The sequence below is a fragment of the Geodermatophilaceae bacterium NBWT11 genome (assembly GCA_014218215.1).
GTDB lineage: Bacteria > Actinomycetota > Actinomycetes > Mycobacteriales > Geodermatophilaceae > Klenkia.
On sequence record CP043652.1, the window covers coordinates 672,682 to 698,000 of the forward strand.

Annotated in this window: 25 protein-coding genes and 3 pseudogenes; 6 read left to right on the forward strand and 22 right to left on the reverse strand. The window is 74.5% G+C overall.

The genetic code is table 11. The annotated features are described in order from the left end of the window. Positions 1–48: 48 nt before the first annotated feature. From F1C76_03155 to rimP, 3 genes are read right to left on the reverse strand one after another with little or no spacing between them, the layout of a single operon-like run. The gene (locus tag F1C76_03155; protein ID QNG35726.1) at positions 49–336 is read right to left on the reverse strand and encodes a YlxR family protein; all 288 of its coding nucleotides are present in this window, start codon (positions 334–336) and stop codon (positions 49–51) included. An 8-nt stretch (positions 337–344) separates the two neighbouring features. Then, positions 345–1,490: a transcription termination/antitermination protein NusA gene (gene nusA / locus F1C76_03160; GenBank protein QNG35727.1), complete on the reverse strand. Its 1,146-nt coding sequence runs from the start codon at positions 1,488–1,490 to the stop codon at positions 345–347. Further along, positions 1,487–2,176, reverse strand: a complete 690-nt coding sequence (gene rimP, locus F1C76_03165) for a ribosome maturation factor RimP (protein ID QNG35728.1) — start codon at positions 2,174–2,176, stop codon at positions 1,487–1,489. The genes nusA and rimP overlap by 4 nt, the downstream gene beginning before the upstream one ends. A gap of 223 nt (positions 2,177–2,399) precedes the next feature. Between rimP and F1C76_03170 the strand changes: the two genes are divergently transcribed. The 3 genes from F1C76_03170 (at position 2,400) to F1C76_03180 (ending at position 4,956) form a co-directional block, all read left to right on the forward strand. After that, entirely contained in the window at positions 2,400–2,909 is a 510-nt protein-coding gene (locus F1C76_03170; GenBank protein QNG35729.1) for a hypothetical protein, read from the forward strand. Next, the gene (locus tag F1C76_03175) at positions 2,906–3,397 is read left to right on the forward strand and encodes a DUF4439 domain-containing protein (protein QNG35730.1); all 492 of its coding nucleotides are present in this window, start codon (positions 2,906–2,908) and stop codon (positions 3,395–3,397) included. Before F1C76_03170 ends, F1C76_03175 begins: the two co-directional genes overlap by 4 nt. Positions 3,398–3,576: 179 nt before the next feature. Next, positions 3,577–4,956, forward strand: coding sequence for a hypothetical protein (locus F1C76_03180; GenBank protein ID QNG38975.1), 1,380 nt, complete (start codon positions 3,577–3,579; stop codon positions 4,954–4,956). Positions 4,957–5,024: 68 nt separating this feature from the next. Here F1C76_03180 and F1C76_03185 read toward each other — a convergent pair whose 3' ends face one another. From F1C76_03185 to F1C76_03205, 5 genes are read right to left on the reverse strand one after another with little or no spacing between them, the layout of a single operon-like run. Then, positions 5,025–6,944, reverse strand: coding sequence for a penicillin-binding protein (locus F1C76_03185; protein ID QNG35731.1), 1,920 nt, complete (start codon positions 6,942–6,944; stop codon positions 5,025–5,027). A 30-nt stretch (positions 6,945–6,974) separates the two neighbouring features. Further along, positions 6,975–7,826 carry a GNAT family N-acetyltransferase gene (locus F1C76_03190; GenBank protein ID QNG35732.1) on the reverse strand — a complete coding sequence of 284 codons (852 nt, stop codon included), beginning with the start codon at positions 7,824–7,826 and terminating at the stop codon, positions 6,975–6,977. Between the two features lie 24 nt (positions 7,827–7,850). Continuing rightward, positions 7,851–8,987, reverse strand: coding sequence for a flavodoxin-dependent (E)-4-hydroxy-3-methylbut-2-enyl-diphosphate synthase (gene ispG, locus F1C76_03195; GenBank protein QNG35733.1), 1,137 nt, complete (start codon positions 8,985–8,987; stop codon positions 7,851–7,853). A 34-nt stretch (positions 8,988–9,021) separates the two neighbouring features. Then, positions 9,022–10,389, reverse strand: a complete 1,368-nt coding sequence (locus tag F1C76_03200) for a site-2 protease family protein (GenBank protein QNG38976.1) — start codon at positions 10,387–10,389, stop codon at positions 9,022–9,024. A gap of 13 nt (positions 10,390–10,402) precedes the next feature. After that, positions 10,403–11,599: a 1-deoxy-D-xylulose-5-phosphate reductoisomerase gene (locus tag F1C76_03205; GenBank protein ID QNG35734.1), complete on the reverse strand. Its 1,197-nt coding sequence runs from the start codon at positions 11,597–11,599 to the stop codon at positions 10,403–10,405. On the opposite strand from F1C76_03205, the gene F1C76_03210 reads away from it, so the two are divergent. Continuing rightward, the gene (locus tag F1C76_03210) at positions 11,598–11,981 is read left to right on the forward strand and encodes a DUF2631 domain-containing protein (protein ID QNG38977.1); all 384 of its coding nucleotides are present in this window, start codon (positions 11,598–11,600) and stop codon (positions 11,979–11,981) included. The genes F1C76_03205 and F1C76_03210 overlap by 2 nt on opposite strands. A gap of 53 nt (positions 11,982–12,034) precedes the next feature. Here the strand turns inward: F1C76_03210 and rlmN are convergent, their stop codons facing one another. The 3 genes from rlmN to F1C76_03225 all read right to left on the reverse strand — a co-directional run bounded on the left by rlmN (position 12,035) and on the right by F1C76_03225 (position 14,935). After that, on the reverse strand, positions 12,035–13,258 hold the full coding sequence (rlmN, locus tag F1C76_03215) for a 23S rRNA (adenine(2503)-C(2))-methyltransferase RlmN (GenBank protein QNG35735.1): 1,224 nt from the start codon (positions 13,256–13,258) through the stop codon (positions 12,035–12,037). A gap of 80 nt (positions 13,259–13,338) precedes the next feature. Then, complete coding sequence (locus F1C76_03220) at positions 13,339–14,184, reverse strand: hypothetical protein (protein ID QNG35736.1); 846 nt, start codon at positions 14,182–14,184, stop codon at positions 13,339–13,341. Between the two features lie 106 nt (positions 14,185–14,290). Beyond that, positions 14,291–14,935: an RNA methyltransferase gene (locus F1C76_03225; protein ID QNG35737.1), complete on the reverse strand. Its 645-nt coding sequence runs from the start codon at positions 14,933–14,935 to the stop codon at positions 14,291–14,293. Between the two features lie 44 nt (positions 14,936–14,979). On the opposite strand from F1C76_03225, the gene F1C76_03230 reads away from it, so the two are divergent. Then, on the forward strand, positions 14,980–15,312 hold the full coding sequence (locus F1C76_03230; protein ID QNG35738.1) for a DUF952 domain-containing protein: 333 nt from the start codon (positions 14,980–14,982) through the stop codon (positions 15,310–15,312). Here F1C76_03230 and F1C76_03235 read toward each other — a convergent pair. The 5 genes and pseudogenes from F1C76_03235 to rpsB all read right to left on the reverse strand — a co-directional run bounded on the left by F1C76_03235 (position 15,309) and on the right by rpsB (position 19,807). Then, positions 15,309–16,327: pseudogene (locus tag F1C76_03235) on the reverse strand (phosphatidate cytidylyltransferase). The gene F1C76_03230 and the pseudogene F1C76_03235 sit on opposite strands and share 4 nt — an antisense overlap. A 37-nt stretch (positions 16,328–16,364) precedes the next feature. Further along, positions 16,365–16,886, reverse strand: a complete 522-nt coding sequence (locus F1C76_03240) for a ribosome recycling factor (protein QNG35739.1) — start codon at positions 16,884–16,886, stop codon at positions 16,365–16,367. Between the two features lie 126 nt (positions 16,887–17,012). Then, a complete protein-coding gene (locus tag F1C76_03245; protein QNG35740.1) occupies positions 17,013–17,846 on the reverse strand; it encodes a UMP kinase in 834 nt (277 codons plus the stop codon). 89 nt (positions 17,847–17,935) lie between these two features. Beyond that, positions 17,936–18,750: pseudogene (locus F1C76_03250) on the reverse strand (elongation factor Ts). A 93-nt stretch (positions 18,751–18,843) separates the two neighbouring features. After that, positions 18,844–19,807 (reverse strand): annotated as a pseudogene (rpsB, locus tag F1C76_03255) (30S ribosomal protein S2). Between the two features lie 329 nt (positions 19,808–20,136). Between rpsB and F1C76_03260 the strand changes: the two are divergent. Then, positions 20,137–20,655: a M23 family metallopeptidase gene (locus tag F1C76_03260; GenBank protein QNG35741.1), complete on the forward strand. Its 519-nt coding sequence runs from the start codon at positions 20,137–20,139 to the stop codon at positions 20,653–20,655. A gap of 4 nt (positions 20,656–20,659) precedes the next feature. Here F1C76_03260 and F1C76_03265 read toward each other — a convergent pair whose 3' ends face one another. The 6 genes from F1C76_03265 to dprA are packed head-to-tail and all read right to left on the reverse strand — an operon-like array spanning position 20,660 to position 25,319. Continuing rightward, a complete protein-coding gene (locus F1C76_03265; protein QNG35742.1) occupies positions 20,660–21,037 on the reverse strand; it encodes a DUF4267 domain-containing protein in 378 nt (125 codons plus the stop codon). Continuing rightward, complete coding sequence (locus tag F1C76_03270; GenBank protein ID QNG35743.1) at positions 21,034–21,597, reverse strand: hypothetical protein; 564 nt, start codon at positions 21,595–21,597, stop codon at positions 21,034–21,036. Before F1C76_03270 ends, F1C76_03265 begins: the two co-directional genes overlap by 4 nt. Then, positions 21,594–22,220 (reverse strand): class I SAM-dependent methyltransferase, encoded by a 627-nt coding sequence (locus tag F1C76_03275; protein ID QNG35744.1) that lies wholly within the window; start codon positions 22,218–22,220, stop codon positions 21,594–21,596. Before F1C76_03275 ends, F1C76_03270 begins: the two co-directional genes overlap by 4 nt. Positions 22,221–22,280: 60 nt before the next feature. Further along, positions 22,281–23,093 (reverse strand): RNA polymerase sigma factor WhiG, encoded by an 813-nt coding sequence (whiG, locus tag F1C76_03280; protein ID QNG35745.1) that lies wholly within the window; start codon positions 23,091–23,093, stop codon positions 22,281–22,283. A 59-nt stretch (positions 23,094–23,152) separates the two neighbouring features. Beyond that, entirely contained in the window at positions 23,153–24,088 is a 936-nt protein-coding gene (locus tag F1C76_03285) for a tyrosine recombinase XerC (GenBank protein ID QNG38978.1), read from the reverse strand. A gap of 52 nt (positions 24,089–24,140) precedes the next feature. Then, positions 24,141–25,319, reverse strand: coding sequence for a DNA-protecting protein DprA (dprA, locus tag F1C76_03290; protein ID QNG38979.1), 1,179 nt, complete (start codon positions 25,317–25,319; stop codon positions 24,141–24,143).

Consider the following 25,319-nt stretch of genomic DNA (forward strand, 5'->3'; position numbering starts at 1 on the left):
CGAGGACGGACCGGCCGGGTGCCGGTCCGACGGTGGTGCTGGTGGGGCTCAGGCCCCGGCCGGTGCGGTGTCGGGTGACACCGCGCTGACGTGGGACTCGAGCAGGTCGGTCTCCACCGGGATGCTGCTGCGCAGCGCCCTGGGGAAGGCCCGACGTCGGACCGCTGCCCGCAGGCACTCCGGGGTGGGGTGCAGCGAGGCACCCCGACCGGGGAGGCGTCGAGCGGGGTCCGGGATGAGCCGGGAGCCCTGCACGACGACGCGCAGCAGTCCGGTGACCGGAGCGCGTCGTCGGCAGCCCACACAGGTGCGGACCGGGATCAGCGGTTCGGCCATCGTCGAGTCTAGCGCGCCGAGGGCCCGCGGTGTTCCGGCCGGCGCACGGTCGGCCGCTGACCACCCCGCGGGCCGCCCCGCGGGTCACGGCCGGGCAGACCGCCGGTCTCCCCCGCCGGACGGGGGGCCGAGCGCAGCGGGGCGCGGCCGACGCCCGGGGACACGGTGTCCTCGCCCTCGGGCTGGGCGTCACTGCGGATGTCGATCCGGCAGCCGGTCAGCCGGGCGGCGAGGCGGGCGTTCTGGCCCTCCTTGCCGATGGCCAGCGACAACTGGTAGTCGGGGACGACGACGCGGACGGCCCGGGCGGCCGGGTCGACCACCCGGGCGCTGGTCACCCGGGCCGGGGAGAGCGCCGAGGCCACGAAGGCGGCCTCGTCGTCCACCCAGTCGACGATGTCGATCTTCTCGCCGTTCAGCTCGCTCATCACGTTGCGCACCCGCTGGCCCATCGGGCCGATGCAGGCGCCCTTGGCGTTGAGCCCGGGCACCCGGGTGCGGACGGCGATCTTGGACCGGTGTCCGGCCTCACGGGCCACGGCCACGATCTCGACGCTGCCGTCGGCGATCTCGGGGACCTCGAGGGCGAAGAGGGTGCGCACCAGGTTGGGGTGGCTGCGCGAGACGGTCACCTGCGGGCCGCGGAAGGTGCGCGCGACCGAGACGACGTAGGCCTTGAGCCGGCTGCCGTGCGGGTACTCCTCGCCGGGCACCTGCTCGGTGGGGGGCAGGTTGGCCTCCACCTTGCCGATGTCGACCAGCACGGTGCCCTCGTGGTTGCGCCGGTCGTGGGCCTGGACGATGCCGCCGACGACGTCGCCCTCCTTGCCCACGTACTCACCGAAGGTCTGCTCGTGCTCGGCGTCGCGCAGCCGCTGGACGATGACCTGCTTGGCGGTGCTGGCCGCGATCCGGCCGAAGTCGGTGGGGGTGTCGTCGTACTCGTGCACGACCTCGCCGTCGGGGCCGAGCTCCTGGGCGAGCACGGCGACCTCGCCGCTCTTCCGGTCGATCTGGACCCGCACGTGCTTGGCTGCGCCCTCGGCGTGCCGGTAGGCCGTCACCAGGGCGCTCTCGATCGCCTGGAGCACCGTGTCGGCGGGGATGCCCTTCTCGCGCTCGACCGCCTTGAGGGCGGTCACGTCGATGTTCACTTGTCTCCTCTGTCCCGGGCACCGGCCGCGGTCGGCCGGTCGCCCTCGTGCTGCTCGTCGAGCTCGTCGTCGACGTCGTCGGCGGTGAGCTCGGTGTCGTCGTCCTCGGACCCGTCCTCGGGCCCCTCGTGCACCAGGTGCTCGTCGCGGTGCCCGGCCGGCCGGTTGAACTCGACCTGCACCCGGCCCTCGCCCAGCTCGGCCCAGGTCAGCACGCGGTCGCCCACGGCCTTGCGGACCTGGCCCTTCTTGGCCCCGCCCTTCTCCACGGCGAGGGTCACCCCGTCGCCGTCCACGGCCACCACCCGGCCGATCAGCTCGGCCCCCCCGGCGCTGGTGGTGACCAGGCGGCCGACGTTGCGGGCCCAGTGCCGGGGCAGGGTCAGCGGCCGGTCGACGCCGGGGCTGGTGACCTCCAGGACGTAGGGCGAGCGCCCCAGGTCACCGTCGGACTCGGCGTCCAGCACGTCGGACAGCGTGCGGCTGACCTCGGCGACGTCGTCGAGGCTCACCCCGCTGTCCCGGTCCACGACCACGCGGACGACGAACCGGTTGCCGGCGGCCCGGACGTGGACCTCCTCGAGGTCGTACCCGGCCCGGGCGACGACCGGTTCGATGGACGCGGTGAGCCGCTGCGTGGCGGCGACGCCGGTCCTGCCCTGCTGCGGGTCGGGGTGGCTGGACACCGGGGGCCTCCTCGGGCTGTTCGCGGGCGTGGCACCGGCACGGGGGTGGCGGTCGACGACCGGGACGGGCCCGACGGCACCGACGGGCGCACGGGCGTGGCGGCGGGAGGGGACCCGCCGGACCGGACTGCCCACGGTACCGCCCGGGGGGTGGTGACGGGCGCCTCGCCGTCGGCACCTCCCGGCACGCCCGACCGGGTGCGGGCTGCCAGGATGGCCACCGATGTCCGCCCCCGCTCCCCCGCCCGGTGAGGCCCCCGCGGTCACCCGCCGGGCCCTGCTGGCCGCCGGCGTCCTGCTGCCCGGCCTGCTGGCCGTCGGCTGCTCGACCGACGAACCGGCCGGCGCCGACGCGGTCACCCCGGCCCAGGTCGACCAGCTCGCCGGGCAGCTCGCCGTCCAGGAGCAGCTGGTCGCCGCGTTCGCCACGGCGTTCGCGGCGTCGGCGGAGCTCGCCGCGGCGGCGTCGGTGATGGCCACCCAGGCCGGGGAGCAGCTGGAGCAGCTGCGGCAGGCGGCGCCGACCGCGACCACGGCCGCCGCGTCTGGCACCCCCTCGTCGGCCCCGGCCGTCGCCGTGGACGCCGCGGCGGCCCGGGCCACGCTGCGCGCCCAGGTCGCGGCCGCGGCCACCTCGCACGCCACCGCGTGCCTGGACTTCACCGGCGCCCGCGCCGCACTGCTGGGCAGCATCGCCGCCGGGCTGCGCGGCCAGGACGGACAGCTCGCATGACGACGCCCAGCACCTCCACGACGACCGCGCCGACCAGCGGGGAGGCCGGGTCGGTGCGCGCCGAGCAGGACGCCCTCCAGCTGGCCCTGGCCGCCGAGCACGCCGCGGTGTGGGGCTACGGGACCGTCGGTGCGGCGCTGGCCGAGGGGACCCGGGCCGAGGTCGTCCTCGCCCAGCAGGCGCACCGCGACCTGCGCGACCGGGTGGCCGAGCTGCTCCGGGCGGCCGGGGTGGACCCGGTCGCGAGCTCGGCGGCCTACGCGCTGCCCTTCCCCGTGCTCAGCGCGGTGGACGCCGCCGCGCTGGCGGTGACCCTGGAGGACGGCACCACGGTGGCCTGGGTGTACGTGCTGGACCAGGCTGCGGCACGGGACACCCGGGAGCTCGCGGTGACCTCGGCGTCGGCCGCGGAGGTGCGCGCGGTGTCGTGGCGGGCGCAGGCCGGCCGGACCCCGGTCACCAGCGCGACCCCCGGCCTCGGCGGCTGACCGACGCCGACCTGCGCGTCGGCTGTGTGCCCTCGATGATCACCGGCATGGCACGCAGCGGCGCCGACGCCGACCCCACCCCGACCACCGGCGCGAGCCCCGGCACGGACCCCGGCGGGGACCCGTTGGCCGCCCAGGAGCCCGGACGCACCTTCCCCACCGGGGGCGGTGCGTTGCCCATGCCCGGCACCGCCGACCTGCCCGAGCCCCGGCCGCTGCGCAAGGTGCTCGGCCCCGGCGTCATCGGTGCCGGCATCGGACTGGCGTCGGGTGAGTTCGTGCTCTACCCCTACATCGCCAGCGAGGTGGGGCTGTCGTTCCTGTGGGCGGCCTTCGTCGGGGTCACCCTGCAGCTGTTCATCAACATGGAGATCGAGCGCTACACGCTGGCCACCGGGGAGACCGCGCTGACCGGGTTCTCCCGGCTCTGGCGCCACTGGGGCCTGGTGTTCGCGCTGCTGACGATCCTGGCCAACCTCTGGCCGGGGTGGGCCACCAGCTCGGCGACGGTGCTCACCTACGCGGTGGGCGGCGGGAACGTCACGCTGATCGCGCTGCTCATGCTGGCCTCGATCGGGCTGGTGCTCACCCTCTCGCCGGTGGTCTACACCGCGGTGGAGCGGATCGAGTTCGTCAAGGTCGGCGCCGTGCTGGCCTTCATCGTGATCGCGTTCATCGCCGTGGTCGGGGCCGACGACGTCGCCGAGACCCGGCGGGTGGTGACCGACTTCGGGTCGGTGCCCAGCCAGCTCGGGCTGGCCCTGGTGCTCGGTGCGCTGGCCTTCGCCGGCGGTGGTGGCGGGCAGAACTTGGTGCAGAGCAACTGGATCAGGGACAAGGGCTTCGGCATGGGCGCCCGCATCCCCCGCCTGGTCTCCCCCGTCACCGGCGAGGACCAGGCGAAGCCCTCCACCGGGTTCCTGTTCCCGGCCACCCCGGACAACCTGCGCCGCTGGAAGGGCTGGTGGCGGGTCGCCAACACCGAGCAGATGGTCAGCTTCTGGTTCCTGACCTGGCTGACCATCTCGGCCACCTCGGTGATCGCCTACGCCACCGTCTTCGGCCGGGACACCCCGGGCAACGACATCAGCTTCCTGCAGACCGAGGGCCAGGTGCTGGCCGACACCGTGGGCGGCTGGTTCGGCACGTTCTTCTGGTGGATCGGCGCGGTGTCGCTGTACGCCGCGGCGCTGGGCATCTGCGACTACACCGCCCGGCTGGTCGCCGACACGGTCAAGGTGAACTACCTGGCCCGCTCCGAGCGGTGGAGCGAGAGCCGGGTCTACTCCCTGGTCGTCTGGGGCCTGCTCGTCGTGGGCGCCGTGGTGCTGCTCTCCGGGTTCGACCAGCCGCTGGTCCTGCTGGTGATCAGCTCGGTGGTCGGCGGGTTCATGATGTTCGTCTACTCGATCCTGCTGATCCGGCTCAACCGGACGGCGTTGCCCAAGGCGATCCAGGTGCGCGGCTACCGGCTGGCCGTCATGGTGCTGGCGGTGCTGGTCTTCGGCGGGATCTCCGCGGTGATCATCGGCAACCAGGTGCTCAACCCAGGGGGCTGACAGAAGGACCTCGTCGCCCCCCAGGACGCGCTCCGCACGTCCCGGGCCCCTGCGACGAGGCCGTTCCATCAGGTCGCGAGGTTCGACAGGAAGGCGTCGGCGACGCCGACCGCGACGCTGCTGGACTGGCCGGCCTCGACCAGGACGGCGAAGGCCAGGTCGCCCTGGGGGCCGCCGAGCTGGTAGCCGACGAACCAGCCGTGCGAGTCCGGCGGGGTGTTGGTGCCGAACTCCGCCGTCCCGGTCTTGCCGTAGACCTCGCCCTGGTCGGCCAGTGCGGTCGCGGTGCCCGACAGCACCACCTCGCGCATCATCGGCCGCAGCTGGTCCAGCACCGCCTGCCCCGGTCCCGCGGGGGCTGCACCGGCCGGCTCGGCGCCGACCACCTCGACGGGGGCGGCCGGGGTGCCGCTGGCGATGCCGGCGGCGACCAGCGCCATCTGCGCCGGGCTCATGAGCACCTCGCCCTGCCCGATCGCGTCGGCGGCCTTGGTCGTGCCGGTGCTGGTGGCCGGCACCGTGCCGGAGAAGACCCCGACGGGCAGCTGCCAGTCGGTGCCGACGCCGTAGGACGCCGCCGCGGCCGACAGGGCGTCGTCGGGCAGGGTCAGGCCCTGCTGGATGAAGGTGGTGTTGCAGGACTGCGCGAAGGCCTCGGTGAACGGCACCGTGCCCAGGTCGAACTGGTCCTCGTTCTCGAACTCCCGGCCGTCGACGACCGTGGTGCCGGGGCAGGCCACGGCGGTGTCGGGGGTGACCGTGCCGGCCGAGAGCAGCGCGGTGGCCGTCATGGTCTTCATGCTGGACCCGGGCGGGAACTGGCCCGACAGGGCGTTCGCCGCGGTGGCCGCCTCGTTGGAGCTGACCGCCAGGACCTCCCCGGTGCCGGGGCGGACCACCACGAGGTGGGTGGCCAGCGCCTGACCGGCGACGGCGGCATCCGCGGCGTTCTGCACGGCCGGGACCAGCGGCGTCTGCACCGGGGTGCCGGGGACCGGGTCGACGGTGTCCACGACCCGTCCGGTGTCCCCGGTGGCGGTGTCCAGGCTGATCACCGCGACGCTGAACCCCGCCGTCCCGGCGAGCTGCTCCTGGTAGGCCCGCTGCAGGCCCGACAGACCCAGCTGGTCGCCCTCGGCGTACAGCGGCTGGTCGTCGTCGCCGGTGGTCTCCTCGAGCACCTCGGCGGTGGCTGCACCCACCCGACCCAGCAGCGCGGCGCCGAAGCGCGGGCTGGGGGCCAGCAGTCGGGTGTCGGTGGGGAAGACCGCGCCGGGCAGGTCGAACACCTGGGCCCGGATGGCCTCGAAGTCCGGACGGCGCAGCGTGATGACCGGGACGAACTGCCCGCTGGGAGCGGCCTGCACGTCGGCGGTGATCTCCTCGGCGCTCACCCCGGTGGCCGCGGACAGACCGGCGGCCAGGGCGGGCAGGTCGGTCACCTGGGCGGTGTCGACGCCGACGTTCACGACCTCGGTGGGGCTGAACAGCGGCGCCCCGGTGGCGTCGGTGATCGCGGCGCGGTCGGGCAGCGTGCGGGTCAGCTGCAGGTGCTGGCCCTGGGCCAGCTCGGGGTGCACCAGCGTGGGTTCGGCCGTCACCGTCCAGCTGTCGCTCTCCCCGTCGCGGGTCAGGTCGAGGGTGGCCTGGTAGGTCCAGTCGGGCGCGGCCGCCAGGTCCCACGTCGCCGTCCAGGTCGCGGTGGCCGTGGACCCCTCGTCGGTGTCGACGGCGACGTCGCCGAGGTCGGCGGCGAGCGTGGCGCCGGGGAGGTCGGTGGCGGTCTGGTCGAGCAGGGTGGTGGTCAGCGCCTCGTCGTCGGTGCGGGCCGCGGCACCGGCGGTGTCACCGCCGGACCAGTCGGCCAGGAACGCCTGGGCGGTGTCCCGCACCTCGTCGGTGGGGTCGGCCGAGGTGCAGGCGCTGAGCACCGGCCCGGCCAGCACCGCCGTCGTCACCAGCAGGACCGTTCCCCGTCGAGTCGCCACCCGGGCACTCTGACAGACGGGTACGACGATTCAGAACAGGACGGAGGAGTACGTGCCGACGTCCCGGAAACCGACCTTGGCGTAGGCCGCCCGGGCCCCGGCGTTGAAGTCGTTGACGTACAGGCTCACGACCGGCGCGATGGCCCGGCGGGCGTACTCCACGACGGCCGCCGTCCCGGCCTGGCCGATGCCGCGGCCCCGGTGGCGCGGCGCCACCCAGACGCCCTGCACCTGGCAGGCCGCACGGGAGACGGCGCCGATCTCGGCCTTGAACACGACCTCGCCGAACTCGATCCAGGCCAGCGACTGCCCGGCCCGCACCAGTTCGGTGACCCGGGCCCGGTAGCCCGCGCCGCCGTCGACCCGCAACGGGCTGACGCCCACCTCCTCGGTGAACATCGCGATGGCCGCGGGCAGCAGGGTCTCCAGCTGCTGGAGCCGCACGGGCTGCACCCGGGGCTCGGCAGGCACCAGCGGCGGGCCGTCGATGGCCAGCAGCGGCTGGACGGCGCGGACGTCGCGGGCCGGGCCCCAGTGCGGCTGCAGCCGCTCCCACAGCGGGTTCACCGCCTGCGCCGGCCCCACGATGGTGGAACACCGCCGCCCGCCGCGGCGGGCCCGGTCGGCGAAGGCCCGGGCCGCCTCGAGCTCGGCACCGGGCCGGGCGAACGGGATGAGGTTCGCCCCGGCGAGGCAGACGGCGTCCAGCTCGGCCCCGGACCCCAGACCCCAGAGCGGGGCCCCGAGGGTCGCCGGGGCCACGCCGTGGGTCTCGATCCGGCCGGCGAGCATGCAGGCCGCGACCGGGTCGGTGGCCAGCAGGTCGCGGACGGCCCGCTCGTCGTCGGCGTCCAGCACCCGGGCCGGGAGGGCGCGCAGCACCGCCTGACTCCCCTCCCTACGGGGTCAGGAGACGCTGACGACGGGCGCGCCGGAGGCCACGCCGTCGTCGGCCTGCTGCTCGGCGATCCGGAAGGCCTCCTCGATGAGGGTCTCCACGATCATCGACTCGGGCACGGTCTTGACCACCTCGCCCTTGACGAAGATCTGGCCCTTGCCGTTGCCCGAGGCGACGCCGAGGTCGGCCTCGCGGGCCTCCCCCGGGCCGTTGACGACGCAGCCCATGACGGCCACGCGCAGCGGGATCTCCATGCCCTCCAGGCCCGCGGTGACCTCGTCGGCGAGCTTGTAGACGTCGACCTGGGCGCGGCCGCAGGACGGGCAGGACACGATCTCCAGGCCACGCTGCTTGAGGTTCAGCGACTCCAGGATCTGCAGCCCGACCTTGACCTCCTCGACCGGAGGGGCCGAGAGGGAGACGCGGATCGTGTCGCCGATGCCCTTGCTCAGCAGCGCACCGAAGGCCACGGCGGACTTGATCGTGCCCTGGAACTGCGGGCCGGCCTCGGTGACGCCCAGGTGCAGCGGGTAGTCGCACTGCTGGGCCAGCAGCTCGTAGGCGCGCACCATCACGACCGGGTCGTTGTGCTTGACCGAGATCTTGATGTCGCGGAAGTCGTGCTCCTCGAACAGCGAGCACTCCCACAGCGCGGACTCGACCAGCGCCTCCGGGGTGGCCTTGCCGTACTTGGCCAGCAGTCGCTTGTCGAGGGACCCGGCGTTGACCCCGATGCGGATGGGGGTGCCGTGCTCCTTGGCCGCCTTGGCGATGTCGCCGACCTTGTCGTCGAACTTCTTGATGTTGCCCGGGTTCACCCGGACGGCGGCACAACCGGCCTCGATCGCGGCGAACACGTACCGCGGCTGGAAGTGGATGTCGGCGATGACCGGGATCTGCGACTTGGTCGCGATCGCCTTGAGCGCCTCGGCGTCGTCGGTGTCGGGGACCGCGACCCGCACGATCTGGCAGCCCGAGGCGGTGAGCTCGGCGATCTGCTGGAGCGTGGCGTTGATGTCGGCGGTCTTGGTGGTGCACATCGACTGGACGCTGACGGGCGAGTCGCTGCCGACACCGACCCCGCCCACGTCGAGCTGACGGGTCTTCCGGCGGGGTGCGAGCACCGGCGGCGGAGGGGTGGGCATGCCCAGGCTGACTGTCACGGAGTCGATTCTCCTCTTACTGCAGCGTGATGGGGTTGACGAGGTCGGCCACCAGGAGCAACCCGGACAGCGCGATGAACAGTCCCGCGACGACGTAGGCCACCGGCATGAGCCGGGCGATGTCGAACGGGCCGGGGTCGGGCTTGCCGCGCACCCGGGCGACCGACGACCGGGCCTTCTCGTACAGGGCGCCGGCGACGTGCCCGCCGTCCAGCGGGTAGATGGGCACCAGGTTGAACAGGAACAGCACCAGGTTGACGCTGGCCAGCAGGGACAGGAAGAAGCTGAGCTTCTCCTGGCCGGTGAACTCGGTCAGCGCGAACACCTCGCCGGAGATCCGGCCGACCCCGACGATGCCGATCGGGCCGTTCTCGTCGCGCTCGTCGCCGAGGAAGGCGGCGCCGAACAGGGCCGGCACCCGCTCCGGGATGCCGATCAGCCGCTCCACGGACTGGCTGACGGTGTTGGCGAAGTAGCCGGGCAGCTCGGTGATCGACTGCCGGGCGAACGCGCCGACCGGGCTGATCCCGACGTAGCCGGCGGTGATCGTGTCCTCGGCGGTCTGGTCCTCGTAGACGGTGTTCGGGATGGGGGTGACCGTCAGGTCGGTCTGCGTGCCGTCCCGGTCCACGGTGAACTGCAGCGGCTCGCCCGGGCTGCTGCGGATGGCCTGCTGCACCGTCGTCCAGCTGTCCCACGCGGTGGGGTCGACCTGCTGGCCGTCGATGGCGACGATCGTGTCGCCGGGGCGCAGCCCGGCCTCGGCGGCCGGGCTCGCGACCGGCAGGGCGCAGTTCGCGCTGCCCGCGGTGCACTCCTGACCGGCGTCGGCCCCCGAGGTGACGATGGGGACGTCGCAGGCGTCGTCCTGGGCGGCGGTGGCGGCGTTCGCCGGGAGCACACAGGCCGGCACGGTGCCCACCTGGGTGGTGAGCACGCTGGTGCCGATCGTGGTGAGCGTCAGGGTGAAGAACAGCACCGCCAGCACCAGGTTGTTCACCGGCCCGGCGGCCATGACGATGACGCGCTGCCACCAGGGCTTGGCGTAGAAGACCCGTCCGCCGTCGGTGGGCAGCACGTCGTTGAGCGCCTGCCCGCGCACCTCGGCGATGAAGCTGCGCATCCGGGTGGCGCGCTTGCTCTCGTGGGGCTCGGCCGGCGGGATCATCCCGACGATCCGGATGTACCCGCCCAGCGGGATGGCCTTGACGCCGTACTCGGTCTCACCGCGGCGGCGGGAGAACACGGTCGGCCCGAAGCCGACCATGAACTGCGGCACGCGCATGCCGAACTTCCGGGCCCAGAAGAAGTGGCCGAACTCGTGGAAGCCGATGGAGAACAGCAGCCCGACGAAGAAGGCGACGATCCCCAGGACGGTCAGCAGGAACCCGCTCAGCTCAGCCTCCGGCGATCGCGCCGCGAGCGTGCTCCCGGGCCCACTTCTCAGCGGCCAGCACGTCCTCGACGCAGGTGGGTACGCCGAGGTCCGGCGCCTGGTCGAGGGTACGCGCGATCGTCTGGACGATCCCTGGGAACGCCAGGCGGCCGGCCAGGAAGGCGGCGACCGCCTCCTCGTTGGCGGCGTTGAACAGCGCCGGGACGACGCCCCCGGCCTCCCCGGCCGCACGGGCCAGACGGACGGCGGGGAACGCCTCGTGGTCCAGCGGCGCGAACTCCCACGTGCTGGCGGTCGACCAGTCCAGCGCCGGCTGCACGTGTGGGAGCCGGTCGGGCCAGGCCAGCGCCAGGGCGATCGGCAGCCGCATGTCCGGCGGGCTGGCCTGGGCGATGGTCGCGCCGTCGGCGAAGGTGACCATCGAGTGCACGATCGACTGCGGGTGCACCACGACGTCCACGTCGGCGTACGGGACGCCGAAGAGCAGGTGCGCCTCGATGAGCTCGAGGCCCTTGTTGACCAGGGTGGCCGAGTTGATCGTCACCACCGGGCCCATCGCCCAGGTGGGGTGGGCGAGGGCGTCCTCGACCGTCACGTCGGCGAGCTCGGCGGCCGGACGCCCCCGGAACGGCCCGCCGCTGGCGGTGAGCACCAACCGGGCGACCTCGCCCCGGGCGCCGCCGCGCAGGCACTGGGCCATCGCGGAGTGCTCGGAGTCCACCGGCACGAGCTGTCCCGGTGCCGCGGCGGCCAGCACCAGGTCACCGCCGGCGACCAGGGACTCCTTGTTGGCCAGCGCCACCGTGCGCCCGGCGCGCAGTGCCGAGAGCGTCGGCCCCAGGCCGATCGAGCCGGTGATGCCGTTGAGCACCACGTCGGCCGGCCGGCCGGCGAGCTCCTCGGCCGCCCGGGGGCCGGCCAGGATCTCCGGCAGCCGGTACTGGCCCTGCGCCCACCCGCGCTGCTGGGCCGCGGCGTAGAAGGCCAGCTGCAGGTCCTGGGCGGCGGTGGCCCGGGCGACGGCGACCGTGTCCACCTCGAGGGACAGCGCCTGCTCGGCCAGCAGGGCGACGTCGCCCCCGCCGGCGGCGAGGCCGGTGATCCGCAGCCGGTCGGGGTTGGCCCGGGCCACCTCGATCGCCTGGGTGCCGATCGACCCGGTCGAGCCCAGGACCGTCACCGTGCGGGGGGTGCTCATGGCGCCCATCCTGGCCGACCGGCCCGGCCGACGGGTGTGCCGGGTGCGGGCCTGCCATGATGTGCCGGTGAGCCAGCGAGACCCAGGTCAGCAGACCTCCGCAGCCGTCGTCGCCCAGCCCGACCGCGAGGAGGCGATCGTCCGTGCCGGCTCCGAGCCGCTGCACGACACCGACCGCCCCGAGGACTGGGGCTGGCACGGGGAGACCGGCAAGAAGGGGCGCATCGGCGTCTTCCTCGCCGCCCTCGTGCTCTTCTCCTTCCAGTTCACCAACCACGAGGGCAACGTCGAGAACCTCTGGGTGAACTTCTTCGTCCTGGTCCTGCTCGGCATCCTGGTGTGGGACTGGCGCCGCCGGAAGAACGCCTGGCGCTCGGAGTAGCAGACGGCGCAGACGAGGCCGGTCCCCCGCGGGGGACCGGCCTCGCTGCGTCCTCAGCCCAAGTCGGCGCCGAGCTCCACGGTCTCCTCCAGCTGCGGCTGGGGCAGGGCGACGGCGGGGATCCCGGCGCTCTGCGCCAGGTCGGCGGCCGCGAGCTGACCGCAGGCGCCGTCGATGTCCTGACCGCGGGTGTCGCGCACCGTCGTCGACACCCCGTGGGCGCGCAGCCGGGCCACGAACTCGCGCTGCGCGGGCAGCGGGCTGGCGTCCCACTTGCTGCCCGGGGTCGGGTTCAGCGGGATCAGGTTGACGTGCGCCAGCCGCTTGGCCAGCCGTGAACCCAGCAGGTCGGCCCGGAACGGCTGGTCGTTGACGTCCCGGATGAGGGCGTACTCGATGGAGTAGCGGCGGCCGGTCTTCCGGGCGTAGGCGTCGGCGGCCTCGAGCACCTCGGTGACGTTCCACCGGGTGTTCACCGGGACCAGGGTGTTGCGCAGCTCGTCGTCGGGGGCGTGCAGGCTCACCGCGAGGGTGACGTTCAGACCCTCCTCGGTGAGCTTGCGGATCGCCGGCACCAGGCCGACGGTCGACACGGTGACCGAGCGCTGGCTCAGCCCCAGCCCCCACGGCGCCGGTGTCAGGAGCGCGTCGAGGGTCTTGCGCACCCGGGCGTAGTTCGCCAGCGGCTCCCCCATGCCCATGAACACGACGTTGGACAACCGGCCCGGGCCGCCCGGGATCTCCCCGGCGGCCATGTCCGCGGCGGCCGCGACGGCCTGGCCGATGATCTCCGCGGCCGACAGGTTGCGGGTCAGCCCGCCCTGCCCGGTCGCGCAGAACGGACACGCCATCCCGCACCCGGCCTGGCTGGAGATGCACACCGTGGCCCGGTCGGGGTAGCGCATGAGCACGCTCTCCACGAGCGCGCCGTCGTGCAGCCGCCAGAGGGTCTTGCGGGTGCGGCCGCCGTCGGCGCTCTGGTGCCGGACGACGGTCAGCAGCCCGGGCAGCAACGCCTCGGTGAGGTCGGCCCGGACCGCGGCGGGCAGGTCGGTCATCAACGCCGGGTCCGTGACCCCGGCGTAGTGGTGCCGGGCCAGCTGCTCGGCCCGGAACGCCGGCTGGCCCAGCTCGACGACGGCCGCGCGGGCCTCCTCGCGGGTCAGGTCGCTCAGGTGCCGGGGTGGCTTCGAGGCCCGCCGGGGCGCGTCGAACACCAGGGGCAGCGTCACCGGGGCGCGCTCGGGCTCGGTCAGGGTCGGGGGTTCAGCAGTCATGGCGGGTCCCACTGTCCCACCGCCTGGCCAGGAGCGGTCCGGTCGGTGGGGGTGAGATGCCTCCCCGGGGGTGGCAGGGCTCAGGGGGCGGCCGTGGTGGACGCCGTGCCGGTCGTCGGGGCGGCGGTGGTCGGGGCGGCGGTGGTGGGCGCGGCGGTCGTCGGGGCGGCGGTGGTCGGGGCGGCGGTCTCCCCCGGCCCGTCGGTGGGGACCGGCCCGTCGGTCGGGGTCGGCTCGTCGGTGGGGGCCGGCTCGCCTGTCGGGGTCGGCTGGTCCGTCGGTGTCGGGTCCTCGGTGGACGCCGGCTCCGTCGTGGGAGCCGCCGACGTGGCCACGGTCTCGTCCGGCACGGCCGCCGCGGTGGTCGCGGCCGGTTCCGTGCCGGTGGGCTCCGCGGGGACCGGCTCCGACGTGGGCACCGGTGCCACGGTCGGCGCGACCGACGCCGCGGTGGGGACGACGACCCGGACGACGACGGGGTCCGGGACGACGACCCGGGGCAGCGCGGAGACCCCGGGGGCGCTCCCGACCGGTCGGGGGGCCGAGGCCGCAGCGGGCCCCGGGGCGGGGGTCTGGACCGCAGCCGAGGGACGCGGGACGAGGTCCGGCGTGGCACGGGCCTCGGGCGCGGTCGCCGCGGAGACCGCCGGCGCCACGGCTGCGGCCGGCTGCGGTGCTCCCGACGCGGACGCGCCCCAGGCCCCGGCGAACACCACGGCGACCGCGGCCACCGCCGCGAGCACCCGGTGCCGGGCGGGGGTCGACGGTGCGGTCGGCTGAGCGGCCCGGACCACGGCCACGGCGGGCGGGGTCGATGGGGTGGGCGAGGTCGGCGGGGTCGGCGGGTCCACGGGTGCCGGCCGGTCGGTCAGCCAGCCGGGGAGCCACGAGCTGTCCCAGCCCTCGGCGTGCCCCTGCTGCGTCACGGCGGCCTCCCCCCGGACGCTCCGCACCGTGCGGTCGTCCCCGGGCATCGTCCCGAGCCCGGGCCCGCGGGTGTGGGAGGCGCGGCGACGCGCAGTGATCAGCCGGTCACGCGTCGTTCACCGGGGTGGCGTGCTGTCGGATCCAGCCGTGCATGGCGATGCCGGCCGCGACCCCGGCGTTCAGCGACCGGGTCGAGCCGTACTGGGAGATCGACACCGTGAGGTCGGCGCCGCCCCGGGCCGCCGGGGTGAGGCCCGGGCCCTCCTCGCCGAACACCAGCACGCAGTCGCGCGGCAGGTCGACGGTCTCCAGCGGGACGGACCCGGGTCCGTTGTCCACCGCGACGACGGCCAGGGCGTGCTCGGCGGCGAAGTCGAGCAGGCCGCCGACCTCGGGGTGGTGGCGCAGGTGCTGGTACCGGTCGGTGACCATCGCCCCGCGGCGGTTCCAGCGCCGCCGGCCCACGACGTGCACCTCGGCGGCGAGGAAGGCGTTCGCCGTCCGCACCACCGTGCCGATGTTGAGGTCGTGGCCGAAGTTCTCGATCGCCACGTGGAAGGGGTGCCGGCGGACGTCGAGGTCGGCGACGACGGCCTCCAGCCTCCAGTACCGGTAGCGGTCGACGACGTTGCGGCGGTCGCCCTCGGCCAGCAGCTGCGGGTCGTACCGCTCGTCGTCGGGCCACGGCCCTGGCCACGGGCCGACCCCCACGGTCTCGCCCCACTCGGTGGGGCCGGGCAGCTCGGTCATCCCCGGCAGCCTCGCACGGCCGGCCACTCGGGTAGACAGGCCCGATGCTGCTGCACCTGACCACCCCCGAGGCCTGGTCCGCCGCCCGCACGGCCGGCGCGGTCCACCCGCTCCCCGAGGTCGGCTTCGTCCACCTGTCGACACCCGAGCAGGTGCACCTGCCGGCCCAGCGCCTGTTCGACGACACCGACGACGTGGTGCTGCTCGTCGTCGACGAGTCGGCGCTGGTCGACGAGGTCCGCTTCGAGTCCGGTGTCCCCACCGACCCGGCGTCGATGCGGTTCCCGCACCTGTACGGCCCCCTGCCGGTGACCGCCGTCCGGTCGGTGGTGGCCTGGCCGCGCCCCCGCGGGGCGGGCGACCTGCCCGAGCTCTAGGCCGGGACGATCGCGGTCAGCAGCAGCCAGGCGACGACGGCCGAGGGCAGCAGGGAGTCCATCCGGTCCATCAGGCCGCCGTGGCCGGGCAGCAGGGTGCCCATGTCCTTGATCCCGAGGTCGCGCTTGAGCAGGGACTCCCCCAGGTCGCCCAGGGTCGCGGTGAGGGCGATCGCCACGCCGAAGACGACCCCGCCCCACCAGGGGCCGTGGAAGGTGAGGGTCAGCAGCAGCACCCCGGCCGCCACGCAGAGCGCGACCGACCCGGCCAGGCCCTCCAGGACTTCTTCGGGCTGACCGACGGGGCCATCGGGTGCTTGCCGAACAGCACCCCGGCGGCGAATCCGCCGACGTCGCTGCAGACCACGCAGACGATGAACGCGAGCACCCGCGCGACCCCGTCGTCGGGTGCCAGCAGCAGCACGGCGAACCCGGCCAGCAGCGGCACGTAGAGGGTCACGAAGACCGCCGCCGAGGCGTCGCGGAGGTAGCCGACCGGACCGTCGCCCAGTCGCCACAGCAGGACCGCGACGACCGTGAGCAGGAAGCCCACGACCAGCCCGGAGGACCCGCGGGTCCAGGCGAGCCCGACCATGAGCAGGCCGCCGACCAGCACCGGGGGCAGCGGCGGCCGGTGACCACCGGCGTCCATCGCCCGGGTCAGCTCGGTCACGCTGACCACCACCGCCAGGGCGATGACGACGAGGAACGCCGGCCGGTACAGGAACAGCGTGGCCAGCACGACCGCGCCCAGCCCGAGGCCGACGCCCACCGCCGAGCCCATGTTGCGCCCGGCCCGACCGGTCGGCCGCGGACCGGCGGGGGTGTCCTGCGGCGCCACCCCGGTGACCTCCGCGCCCAGCGCCCCGGGGATGGCCGTCAGCGGGGGCCCCGCCAGCTCCTCGGGTCCGGCCGGCTCGGCCGGGGGCAGGAGATCGGGGTACTCGTCGTCGGCACCCGGCTGGTCCCCGTCGAGGGGGGAGTCGCCGGGGACGTCGTCGTCGGAGCGGGTCATCGCGGAGGGCCTGGTCACGGCGGCGGGTTCGGGCGGCTCAGACCTCGAGCAGCTCGGTCTCCTTGTTCTTCATCGCGTCGTCGATGCCGGAGATGTGCTGGGCGGTGAGGTCGTCGAGCTCCTTCTCCGCGCGGCGCACCTCGTCCTCGCCGGCCTCGCCGTCCTTGTTGATCCGGTCCAGCTCCTCCTTGGCCCGGCGGCGGACGTTGCGGATCGCGATCTTGGCGTCCTCGCCCTTGCTGCGGGCCTGCTTGACCAGGTCGCGCCGACGCTCCTCGGTCAGCTGGGGGAAGTTCACCCGGATCAGCTGACCGTCGTTGGTCGGGTTCACGCCGAGGTCGGAGTTGCGGATGGCCTTCTCGATGGCCGTCAGCTGCCCGGAGTCGTAGGGCTTGATGACGGCCATCCGCGCCTCGGGGACGGTGATGGAGGCCATCTGCGGGACCGGGGTCATCGCGCCGTAGTACTCGACGACGATGCGGTTGAACATCGACGGGGCAGCGCGGCCGGTGCGGACCGAACCGAGGTCCTCCCGGGCGACCGACAGGGCCTTGTCCATCCGCTCCTCGGCGTCGAGCAGGGGTGTCGTCGATCACGTGTGTCTCCTCCTGGTGCCCGGGTGCCGGGCGGTGCTGCGGCTGGTGGGTCGAGCGGTCCCGGGGACCGCCGGTGCTGCGCGGGGCGGTCAGGCGGGACGGCTGATCAACGTCCCGATCCTCTCACCTGCGACCGCGCGGGCGATGTTGCCGTCCTGCAGCAGGTTGAACACCACGATCGGCATCCGGTTGTCCATGCAGAGGCTGATCGCGGTGGCATCGGCGACGGCGAGCTGGTCGGCCAGCACCTTGGCGTAGTCGAGGTCGCGGTACATGGTGGCCGCGGGGTTGGTGCGCGGGTCGTCGTCGTAGACGCCGTCCACCCCGTTCTTGGCCATCAGCAGCACCTGGCACTCGATCTCCAGGGCCCGCTGGGCGGCCACGGTGTCGGTGGAGAAGTAGGGCATCCCGGCGCCGGCGCCGAAGATGACCAGCCGGCCCTTCTCCAGGTGCCGCATCGCCTTGCGCGGGATGTAGGGCTCGGCGACCTGGCCCATCGTGATGGCGGTCTGCACCCGGGTCTCGATGCCGGCCTTCTCGCAGAAGTCCTGCAGGGCCAGGCAGTTCATCACCGTGCCGAGCATGCCCATGTAGTCGGCGTGCCCGCGGTCCATGCCGGCCTGGGAGAGCTCGGCGCCGCGGAAGAAGTTGCCGCCGCCGACCACGATGGCCACCTGGGTGCCCCGGTCGACGACGGTCTTCAGCTGCTCGGCGATGTCGCGGACGATGACGGGGTCGACGCCGACGTTGCCGCCGCCGAAGGCCTCGCCGGAGAGCTTGAGCAGCACCCGGTCGTAGCCGCCGGCATCGGCCGCCTTGAAGGCGGTGGGGGCCGACAACGGGAGTTCGTTCGCAGTCACGGGGTCCTCATCCGTACAGCTGGGCTGTACCGCGTCGTGGGCTTCTGGGCGATCCTGCCGCATCCGTGCCGCTTCGGCAGCGGCGCCGGACAGACCACCGGCCCCGCCCTCGTGGAGAGGGACGGGGCCGGTGGGGTCGTGCTGGGTGGGACTCAGGACTGGCCGACCTCGAACCGGACGAACCGGTCGACGGTCAGGCCCGCGTCGCCGATGACCTGTTTCACCGTGCGCTTGGGCTCGGTGATGGACGGCTGCTCCAGGAGCACGAAGTCCTTGTAGTAGGCGTTGACCCGACCCTCGACGATCTTGACGATCGCCTGCTCGGGCTTGCCCTCCTCCTTGGCCGTCTGCTCGGCGACCCGACGCTCGGTCTCGACGGTCTCCGCCGGGACCTCCTCGCGGGTGAGGTAGCGCGGACGGGCAGCGGCGATGTGCATCGCCAGCGACCGGGCGGCGTCCTCGGAGCCGGCCGAGTACTGCACCGCGACACCGATGGCCGGGGGCAGGTCGGTGGCCCGCTTGTGCAGGTAGGTGGCCGTGGGGCCCTCGAAGACGGCGAAGCGGGAGAGGACCAGCTTCTCGCCGATGCGCGCGGACTCGCCCTCGACGACGTCGGCGACGGTGGAGCCCTCCATCGGCGCGGCCAGCAGGGCGGCCACGTCGGCGGGCTTCTCGGCCACGACGACGTCGAGCAGGCGCTCGGCCAGTGCGGCGAAGTCCTTGTTCTTGGCGACGAAGTCGGTCTCGCAGTCGAGCTCGAGCAGCACGCCGTCGCGGCTGACGACCAGGCCGTTGGTCGTCGAGCGCTCCAGGCGCTTGCCGACGTCCTTGGCGCCTTGACGCGGAGGATCTCGACGGCCTTGTCGTACTCGCCGTCGGCCTCGGTCAGGGCCTTCTTGCAGTCCATCATGCCGGCGCCGGTGGCGTCGCGGAGACGCTTGACGTCGGCAGCGGTGACAGCAGCCATGTCACTTCCTCTTCTGTGCGGATCTGACGGTGGTGGGGACATGCCGCGGCGCCGCCGTCCGTCCCGGTGGGGACGGACGGCGGCGCCGTCGGGTCACGCCTGGGGGGTGCTGGACTCCGCGGTCGCCTCGGCGGCCGGCTCGCCCGCGTTGGGGGCCTGCTCGGCCTCGGTGACGACCGGGGCCTCGGCCGCGGGGGCCTCGGCAGCCGGGGTCTCGGTGGCGGCGTCGGCGGGGACAGAGCTGTCGGCCGGCGCAGCGGCGTCGGCGCCCTGACCACCGGTCAGCAGCTCCTTCTCCCAGTCGGCCAGCGGCTCGGCGGCCGGCGCCTGGGCACCGTCCTCGCCACGACCGGCGTTGGCCTGCGCGGCCGAGCGGGCCATGAGGCCCTCGGCGACGGCGTCGGCGATGACCCGGGTCAGCAGGGCGGCGCTGCGGATGGCGTCGTCGTTGCCCGGGATCTTGTAGTCGACCTCGTCGGGGTCGCAGTTGGTGTCGAGGATCGCGACGACGGGGATGCCCAGCTTGCGGGCCTCGCCGACGGCGATGTGCTCCTTCTTGGTGTCGACGATCCAGACCGCGCTCGGGACCTTCTTCATGTCCCGGATGCCGCCGAGGGAGCGCTCGAGCTTGGCCTTCTCGCGGGAGAGGACCAGCTGCTCCTTCTTGGAGAGGCTGACCCAGCGAGCCGGTCGACTCGAGGTCCTCGAGCTCCTTGAGCCGCTCCAGGCGCTTGTAGACGGTCTGGAAGTTGGTGAGCATGCCGCCCAGCCAGCGCTGGTTCACGTAGGGCATGCCGACGCGGGTCGCCTGCTCGGCGATGACCTCCTGCGCCTGGCGCTTGGTGCCGATGAACATGATCGAACCGCCGTGGGCCACGGTCTGCTTCACGAACTCGTAGGCCTGGTCGATGTAACCCAGCGTCTGCTGGATGTCGATGATGTAGATGCCGTTGCGCTCGGTGAAGATGAAGCGCTTCATCTTCGGGTTCCAGCGACGGGTCTGGTGCCCGAAGTGGACCCCGCTGTCGAGCAGGTTCTTCATGGTGACGACTGCCACGTGCACAGCCTCTCTGTGTCTGCGCGCGGGGGTCGGCCCACAGGCCGTCCGCACCGCGCTTCCTCGGTTGTCGCGGGCGCCGGGTCGGCGCCTCGCCCTGGTGTCCCGGACGAGCCACTCCCCCGCTGGGCGGGACCGAGGAGGCGTCGCCCCACCGCAGTGGCGGTGGGAGGGGGACACGCGAAGTCGACCGGTCGTGAGACCAGCCGCGTACGAGAGCATACGCCCCGGCAGCGGGTGGTCCCCGCCGGTCGTCCCCAGGCGGGACCGCCGTCCACAGGTGTGCCCGTCGAGCACCGTCCGGCCCGTCGCGGCCCGAGGCTGACGGGGTGTCCCGGGTCCCTGTCGCCGCCGTCGTCCTCGCCCTGCTGTGGGGTGCGGTCGCGGGCCCGGGACCGGCGGCCGCCGCTCCCCCGGCAGCGGTGCCCGTGGGCCTCTACGGCTGGCCGGTGCCCGGGCCGCCTGTCCTCGGTCGGGTGCTGGACCCCGATGCGGGCCGGTACGGCCCCGGGCACCGCGGGGTGGACCTCGTCGCCGCGGTGGGGACGACGGTGCTGGCGGCCGGGCCCGGCGTCGTGGTGTTCGCCGGCCAGGTGGCCGGTCGACCGGTGGTGAGCGTCGACCACGCCGGTGGGCTGCGCACCACCTACGAGCCGGTGACGCCCGTGGTGGCGGCCGGGCAACCGGTCGCACGGGGCACCCCGCTGGGCACCCTGCTCACCGGCCACGTGCCCTGCCCCGGCGAGGCCTGCCTGCACTGGGGGCTGCGCCGCGGCGAGGTCTACCTCGACCCGCTCACCCTGCTCGTCCCACCCCGCGTCCGCCTGCTGCCGTGGGAGCCGGGGTGAGCGGTCAGGGGCGACGCCAGTGCAGGAGGCCCGCCGTCGACGTGGCGAGGACGGCCAGCGACAGCACCGCGCTGCGGGCCTTCGTGTCGCCACCCCGGGTGGCGACCAGCACGGCTGCGGCGTCGATCCCGGTCAGCAGCAGCGTCACCTCGGTGGTGCGCTGGGCCTGCGGGGGCGGGGTGACCAGCAGAGCGGCACCCATGGCGATGTTGCGGGCGGCGACCAGCCGGACGAGGAGCGGGAGCGAGACGTCGGTGTACGTGGCGTCGGCCCGCACGCCCAGGAGGCGGGCCATCCGTCGGGGGGCGAAGAGCGCGACGGTCCCGAGCCACATGGACAGGGACCCGATGCTCAGCCGCGTGGTGGCCCAGGTGTCGGTCATCCCCGGTCCGTGCCCAGGCCTCCCCCAGGACCAACCGCCTCCCGCGAGCCCGCGAGCACCAGGACGAAGGCGAGGAACGGCAGCGTCACCACGCTGGCGACCACGTCGCTGACCGCGGCGATGGCGAAGGCCCCCACCGCCGGGGAGTCCAGCGGGCCGAGCAGCCGGTCCGACCCCAGCGCCGCCACCGTGGCGGGCAGGGTCAGCACCGCGGAGACGGCACCCCCGGTCACGAGGCCGGCCAGCACCGTGCGGGGCGCACGGCGGACCGCCACCCAGGCCAGTCCGGTCCCCCGGCGCAACGCACCGGACCACCGGGCCGACCCGTCGCGGGTCAGCCCGGCCACCACGCCGGTCACCCAGAGCTGGGCCACTGCGGCGGTGAGCACCCCGACGACGGCCACGGCGACCGCGTGCCACCCGCTCGGATCGTCCCAGACCAGGACCTTGCGGCCCACGTCGGGGACGGTGTTGACCAGCGTCGCGAGCAGGGCGGCCAGGTAGGCGGGCCCGGCGTACCGGCGCAACAGGGCCAGGGCGGAGCGGAGCGTGCCGGTCACCGGCGGGTGGCCACGCCGAGCAGCCAGCGGCCGCCGGCCCGGCTGCGGTGGGTGCGGGCCGGGACGTCGAACCCCGCTGCCTCCAGGGCGAGCAGCAGCTCGTCCTCGGAGAAGCGGTCCGCCGGGTGCCGGGAGACCACGCGCAGCAGGCGGGAGTCCACGAACCGGGCGGTCATCTCGGCGTAGGCCAACCGGCCGCCGGGGCGGAGCACCCGGGCGTACTCGCGCACCGCGGACCGCCAGTCCACGACGTGGTGCAGCGTGTGCAGCGAGACGACGAGGTCCTGGCTGTCGTCGGCGGACGGGAGGGCGGTGGCGTCGCCCTCGCGGACGACGACCCGGTCGCCGAGGTCGGCCAGTGCAGCCCGGGCGGCGTCCACCGAGGCCCGGTGCACGTCCAGCGCGGTCACCGAGGTGGCACCGAGCCGGGTCAGCGCGACCCGGGCACCCAGACCCCGCCGCCCGGTGCCGACGTCCAGGGCGGTCTCGCCCCGCGCCCCCAGGTCGCCCAGGGCGCCGCCCTCGACGCGCAGGCCGATCTCGAAGCGGGCCCGCGAGTCCACCCAGAGCCGGTTGGCGTCGACGAGGGTCGGCGGTGGCCGGCGGCCAGGGGTGTCGGTCATGCCGGGGGCTACCCGGCCGGGCGGGAGGCCGACACCACGGTCGGCCTCCCCGCCGCGCCGTCAGGCGATGTCGGCGAGCTTGGTGCGCAGGTGCAGGACGGCCTTGGTGTGCAGCTGGCAGATCCGGCTCTCGGTCACCCCGAGCACCCGGCCGATCTCGGCCAGGGTGAGCCCCTCGAAGTAGTAGAGGCTGACCACGACCTTCTCCCGGTCGGGCAGCTGCTCCACGGCCCGGGCCAGGAGCTGGCGGGCCTCGCCGTGCTCGGCCATCGCCTGGGGGTCCAGGGCGTCGGAGTCCTGCAGGGTGTCGACCAGCCGGGGGCTGCTGCCGTCCTCGTCACCGAGCAGCTCGTCCAGGGCCACCACGTTGACCAGGGACAGCTGGCCGAGGAACTTGCGGATCTCCTCGACCTCGACGCCCATCTCGGCGGCGACCTCGGCGTCGGTGGGGCTGCGCTGCAGCTGGGTCTCCAGCGCCGCGACCGTGCGCTCGAACTCCCGGGCCCGCATCCGCACCGAGCGCGGGATCCAGTCGGTGGAGCGGAGCTCGTCGATGATCGCGCCGCGGATGCGGGCCATCGCGTAGCTCTCGAACTTGACCTCGCGGGAGGGCTCGTACCGGGTGATCGCGTCGATCAGCCCGAAGGTGCCGTAGGAGACCAGGTCGGCCTGCTCCACGTGCGCCGGCATGCCGCTGCCGACCCGGCCGGCCACGTACTTCACCAGCGGTGCGTAGTGCAGGATCAGCCGGTCCCGCAGGCCGGAGTCCCGGCCCTGCACGTAGCGCGCCCAGAGGTCGGCCAGCGCCGCGTCGGCCGGGTCGACCGCCCCCGCACCACCGCCGCTGATCGGGTGGACCGTCGCCTCAGCCACGTGTCCACCTCGCCGACCCGGTGCTCCCGTCGGACATCCCCGTCACTGCTGCGTCCCCCTCAGGCCCGTGGGTGTGCTCGCGCATGCACCGCACGGAGCCGTTCGACCGTCACGTGCGTGTAGACCTGCGTCGTCGCGAGGCTAGCGTGACCGAGCAGCTCCTGGACCGAGCGGAGGTCGGCGCCGCCCTCCAGGACGTGCGTGGCGGCCGAGTGCCGCAGCCCGTGCGGGCCGATGTCGGGGCTGCCGGGGACACCCGCGGTGGCCGCGTGCACGGCGCGTCGGACCTCCCGGGCGTCCAACCGCCCGCCGCGCACGCCGAGCAGCAGCGCGGGCCCGCTGTCGGGGCGGGCCAGCACCGGTCGGCCCGCGGTCAGCCACCGCTCCAGGGCCTGCTCCGCCGGCACCCCGTAGGGCACGCTGCGTTCCTTGCGGCCCTTGCCCAGCACCCGCAGCAACCGGCGGCCCCGGTCCACGTCGTCGACGTCGAGCCCGACGAGCTCCCCGACCCGGATCCCGCTGGCGTAGAGCAGTTCCAGCGCCAGCGTGTCGCGCACCGCGGCGGCCCGGTCCTCGACGGTGGCGTCGTCGGCCGGCGGTGGCCGCTCCTCCAGCACCGCCCGGGCCTGGTCGACGGCCAGGACGTCGGGGAGGGTGCGGTGCCGGGCCGGGCTGGCCAACCGGAGGCCGACGTCGTCGGCGCGCACCCCGGTCCGCCGCAGGTGCGCGGTGAAGGACCGGGCCGAGGCGGCGCGGCGGGCCGTGGTCGACCTCCCGTCCCCACGGGTGCGACCCAGGGCCAGCCAGCTGCGCAGGGTCGCCAGGTCGAGGTCGGCCGGGCTGGTGCCGCCGCCGCGCCGGAGGTGGTCCAGCAGCGAGACGACGTCCCCGGTGTAGGCGCGCACGGTGTGCTCGGACAGGTCCCGCTCGACGCCGAGGTGCTCGACCCAGGCCTCCAACGGCTCGAGCAGTGCCGGGGGCAGCCCGGCACGCAGCTCCGCGGTCCGGCTGGTCACCCAGCGACCCTCTCCCCCGGTCCGGTGGCGGTCAACCCACCGCGCCGTCGGCGGACCGCCCCTCCCCCGTGACCCGCCAGCCCGTGCCCGTCCACTCGACCAGCCCGGCCAGCTCCAGCGCCGGGAGCACCCGCAGCACGTCCAGACCGGTGCAGCCGGCGATGGCTGCGAGCCGGTCCGGGGAGACCCCGGTGCGGACCGGGCAGGCGTCGAGCACCCGCCGGGCGACGTCGGACAGGTCGTCCCGCGGACCGGCGGCGACCGGTGGTGGCTCGGCCAGGTCCGCACCCAGCCGGCCCACCGCCTCCAGCACCTCCGCCGCCGAGGTCACCAGCAGCGCCGGACGGTCGGCCTCCTCGCGCAGCAGCTGGTGACACCCCACGCTCATCGCCGAGGTCACCGGCCCCGGGACCGCCATCAACACCTTGCCCAGCGACCGGGCCCGGTGGGCGGTGGCCTGGGCCCCGGAGCGGGCGGCGGCCTCCACCACCACGGTGCCCCGGGTCAGTGCCGCGATCAGCCGGTTCCGCACCAGGAACCGGTGCCGGAGGGGCGCGCACCCCGGCGGCCACTCGCTGACCAGCAGCCCGTCCTGCAGGACCCGGTCGAACAGGGTGGCGTGCCCGGCCGGGTACGGCCGGTCCACCCCGCAGGCCAGCACCACGACGGTGGGACCGCCGGCGGCCAGGGCGCCCCGGTGGGCGGCGGCGTCGATGCCGAACGCCCCGCCGGAGACCGTCGTCCAGCCGCGGGCGGTGAGCCCGTGGGCGAGGTCGGCGGCGACGTGCTCGCCGTAGGCGGTGCTCGCCCGCGACCCCACCAGGGCCACCGCCCGGTCCACCGTCAGGTCCAACCGGGCCGCACCGCGCACCCAGAGGCCCAGTGGTGGCACGAGGGCCGTGGTCCGGTCCCCGGTGTGCCCCTGCGCAGCGGCGAGGGTGAGGCAGTGCAGCTCGTCGGCGGGCCACTCGTCGTCCTCGGGGACCACCAGCCGTGCTCCGAGGCGGTCGGCGCGGTCGAGGTCGGCACCACTGCGGTCCTCCCCGGCCCGCGTGCCGACCAGCGCCTGCAGCCGGGGCGGCGCGACCTCCCGGTGCAGGGCGGTCGCGGCAGCCACCGGGCCGACCTGCTCCACCCAGTGCCAGAGCTCGAGGCTGCCGGGCTCGACGGCCCGGGTCAGCCAGGCCCGGGCCCGGCGGACCTCCCGCAC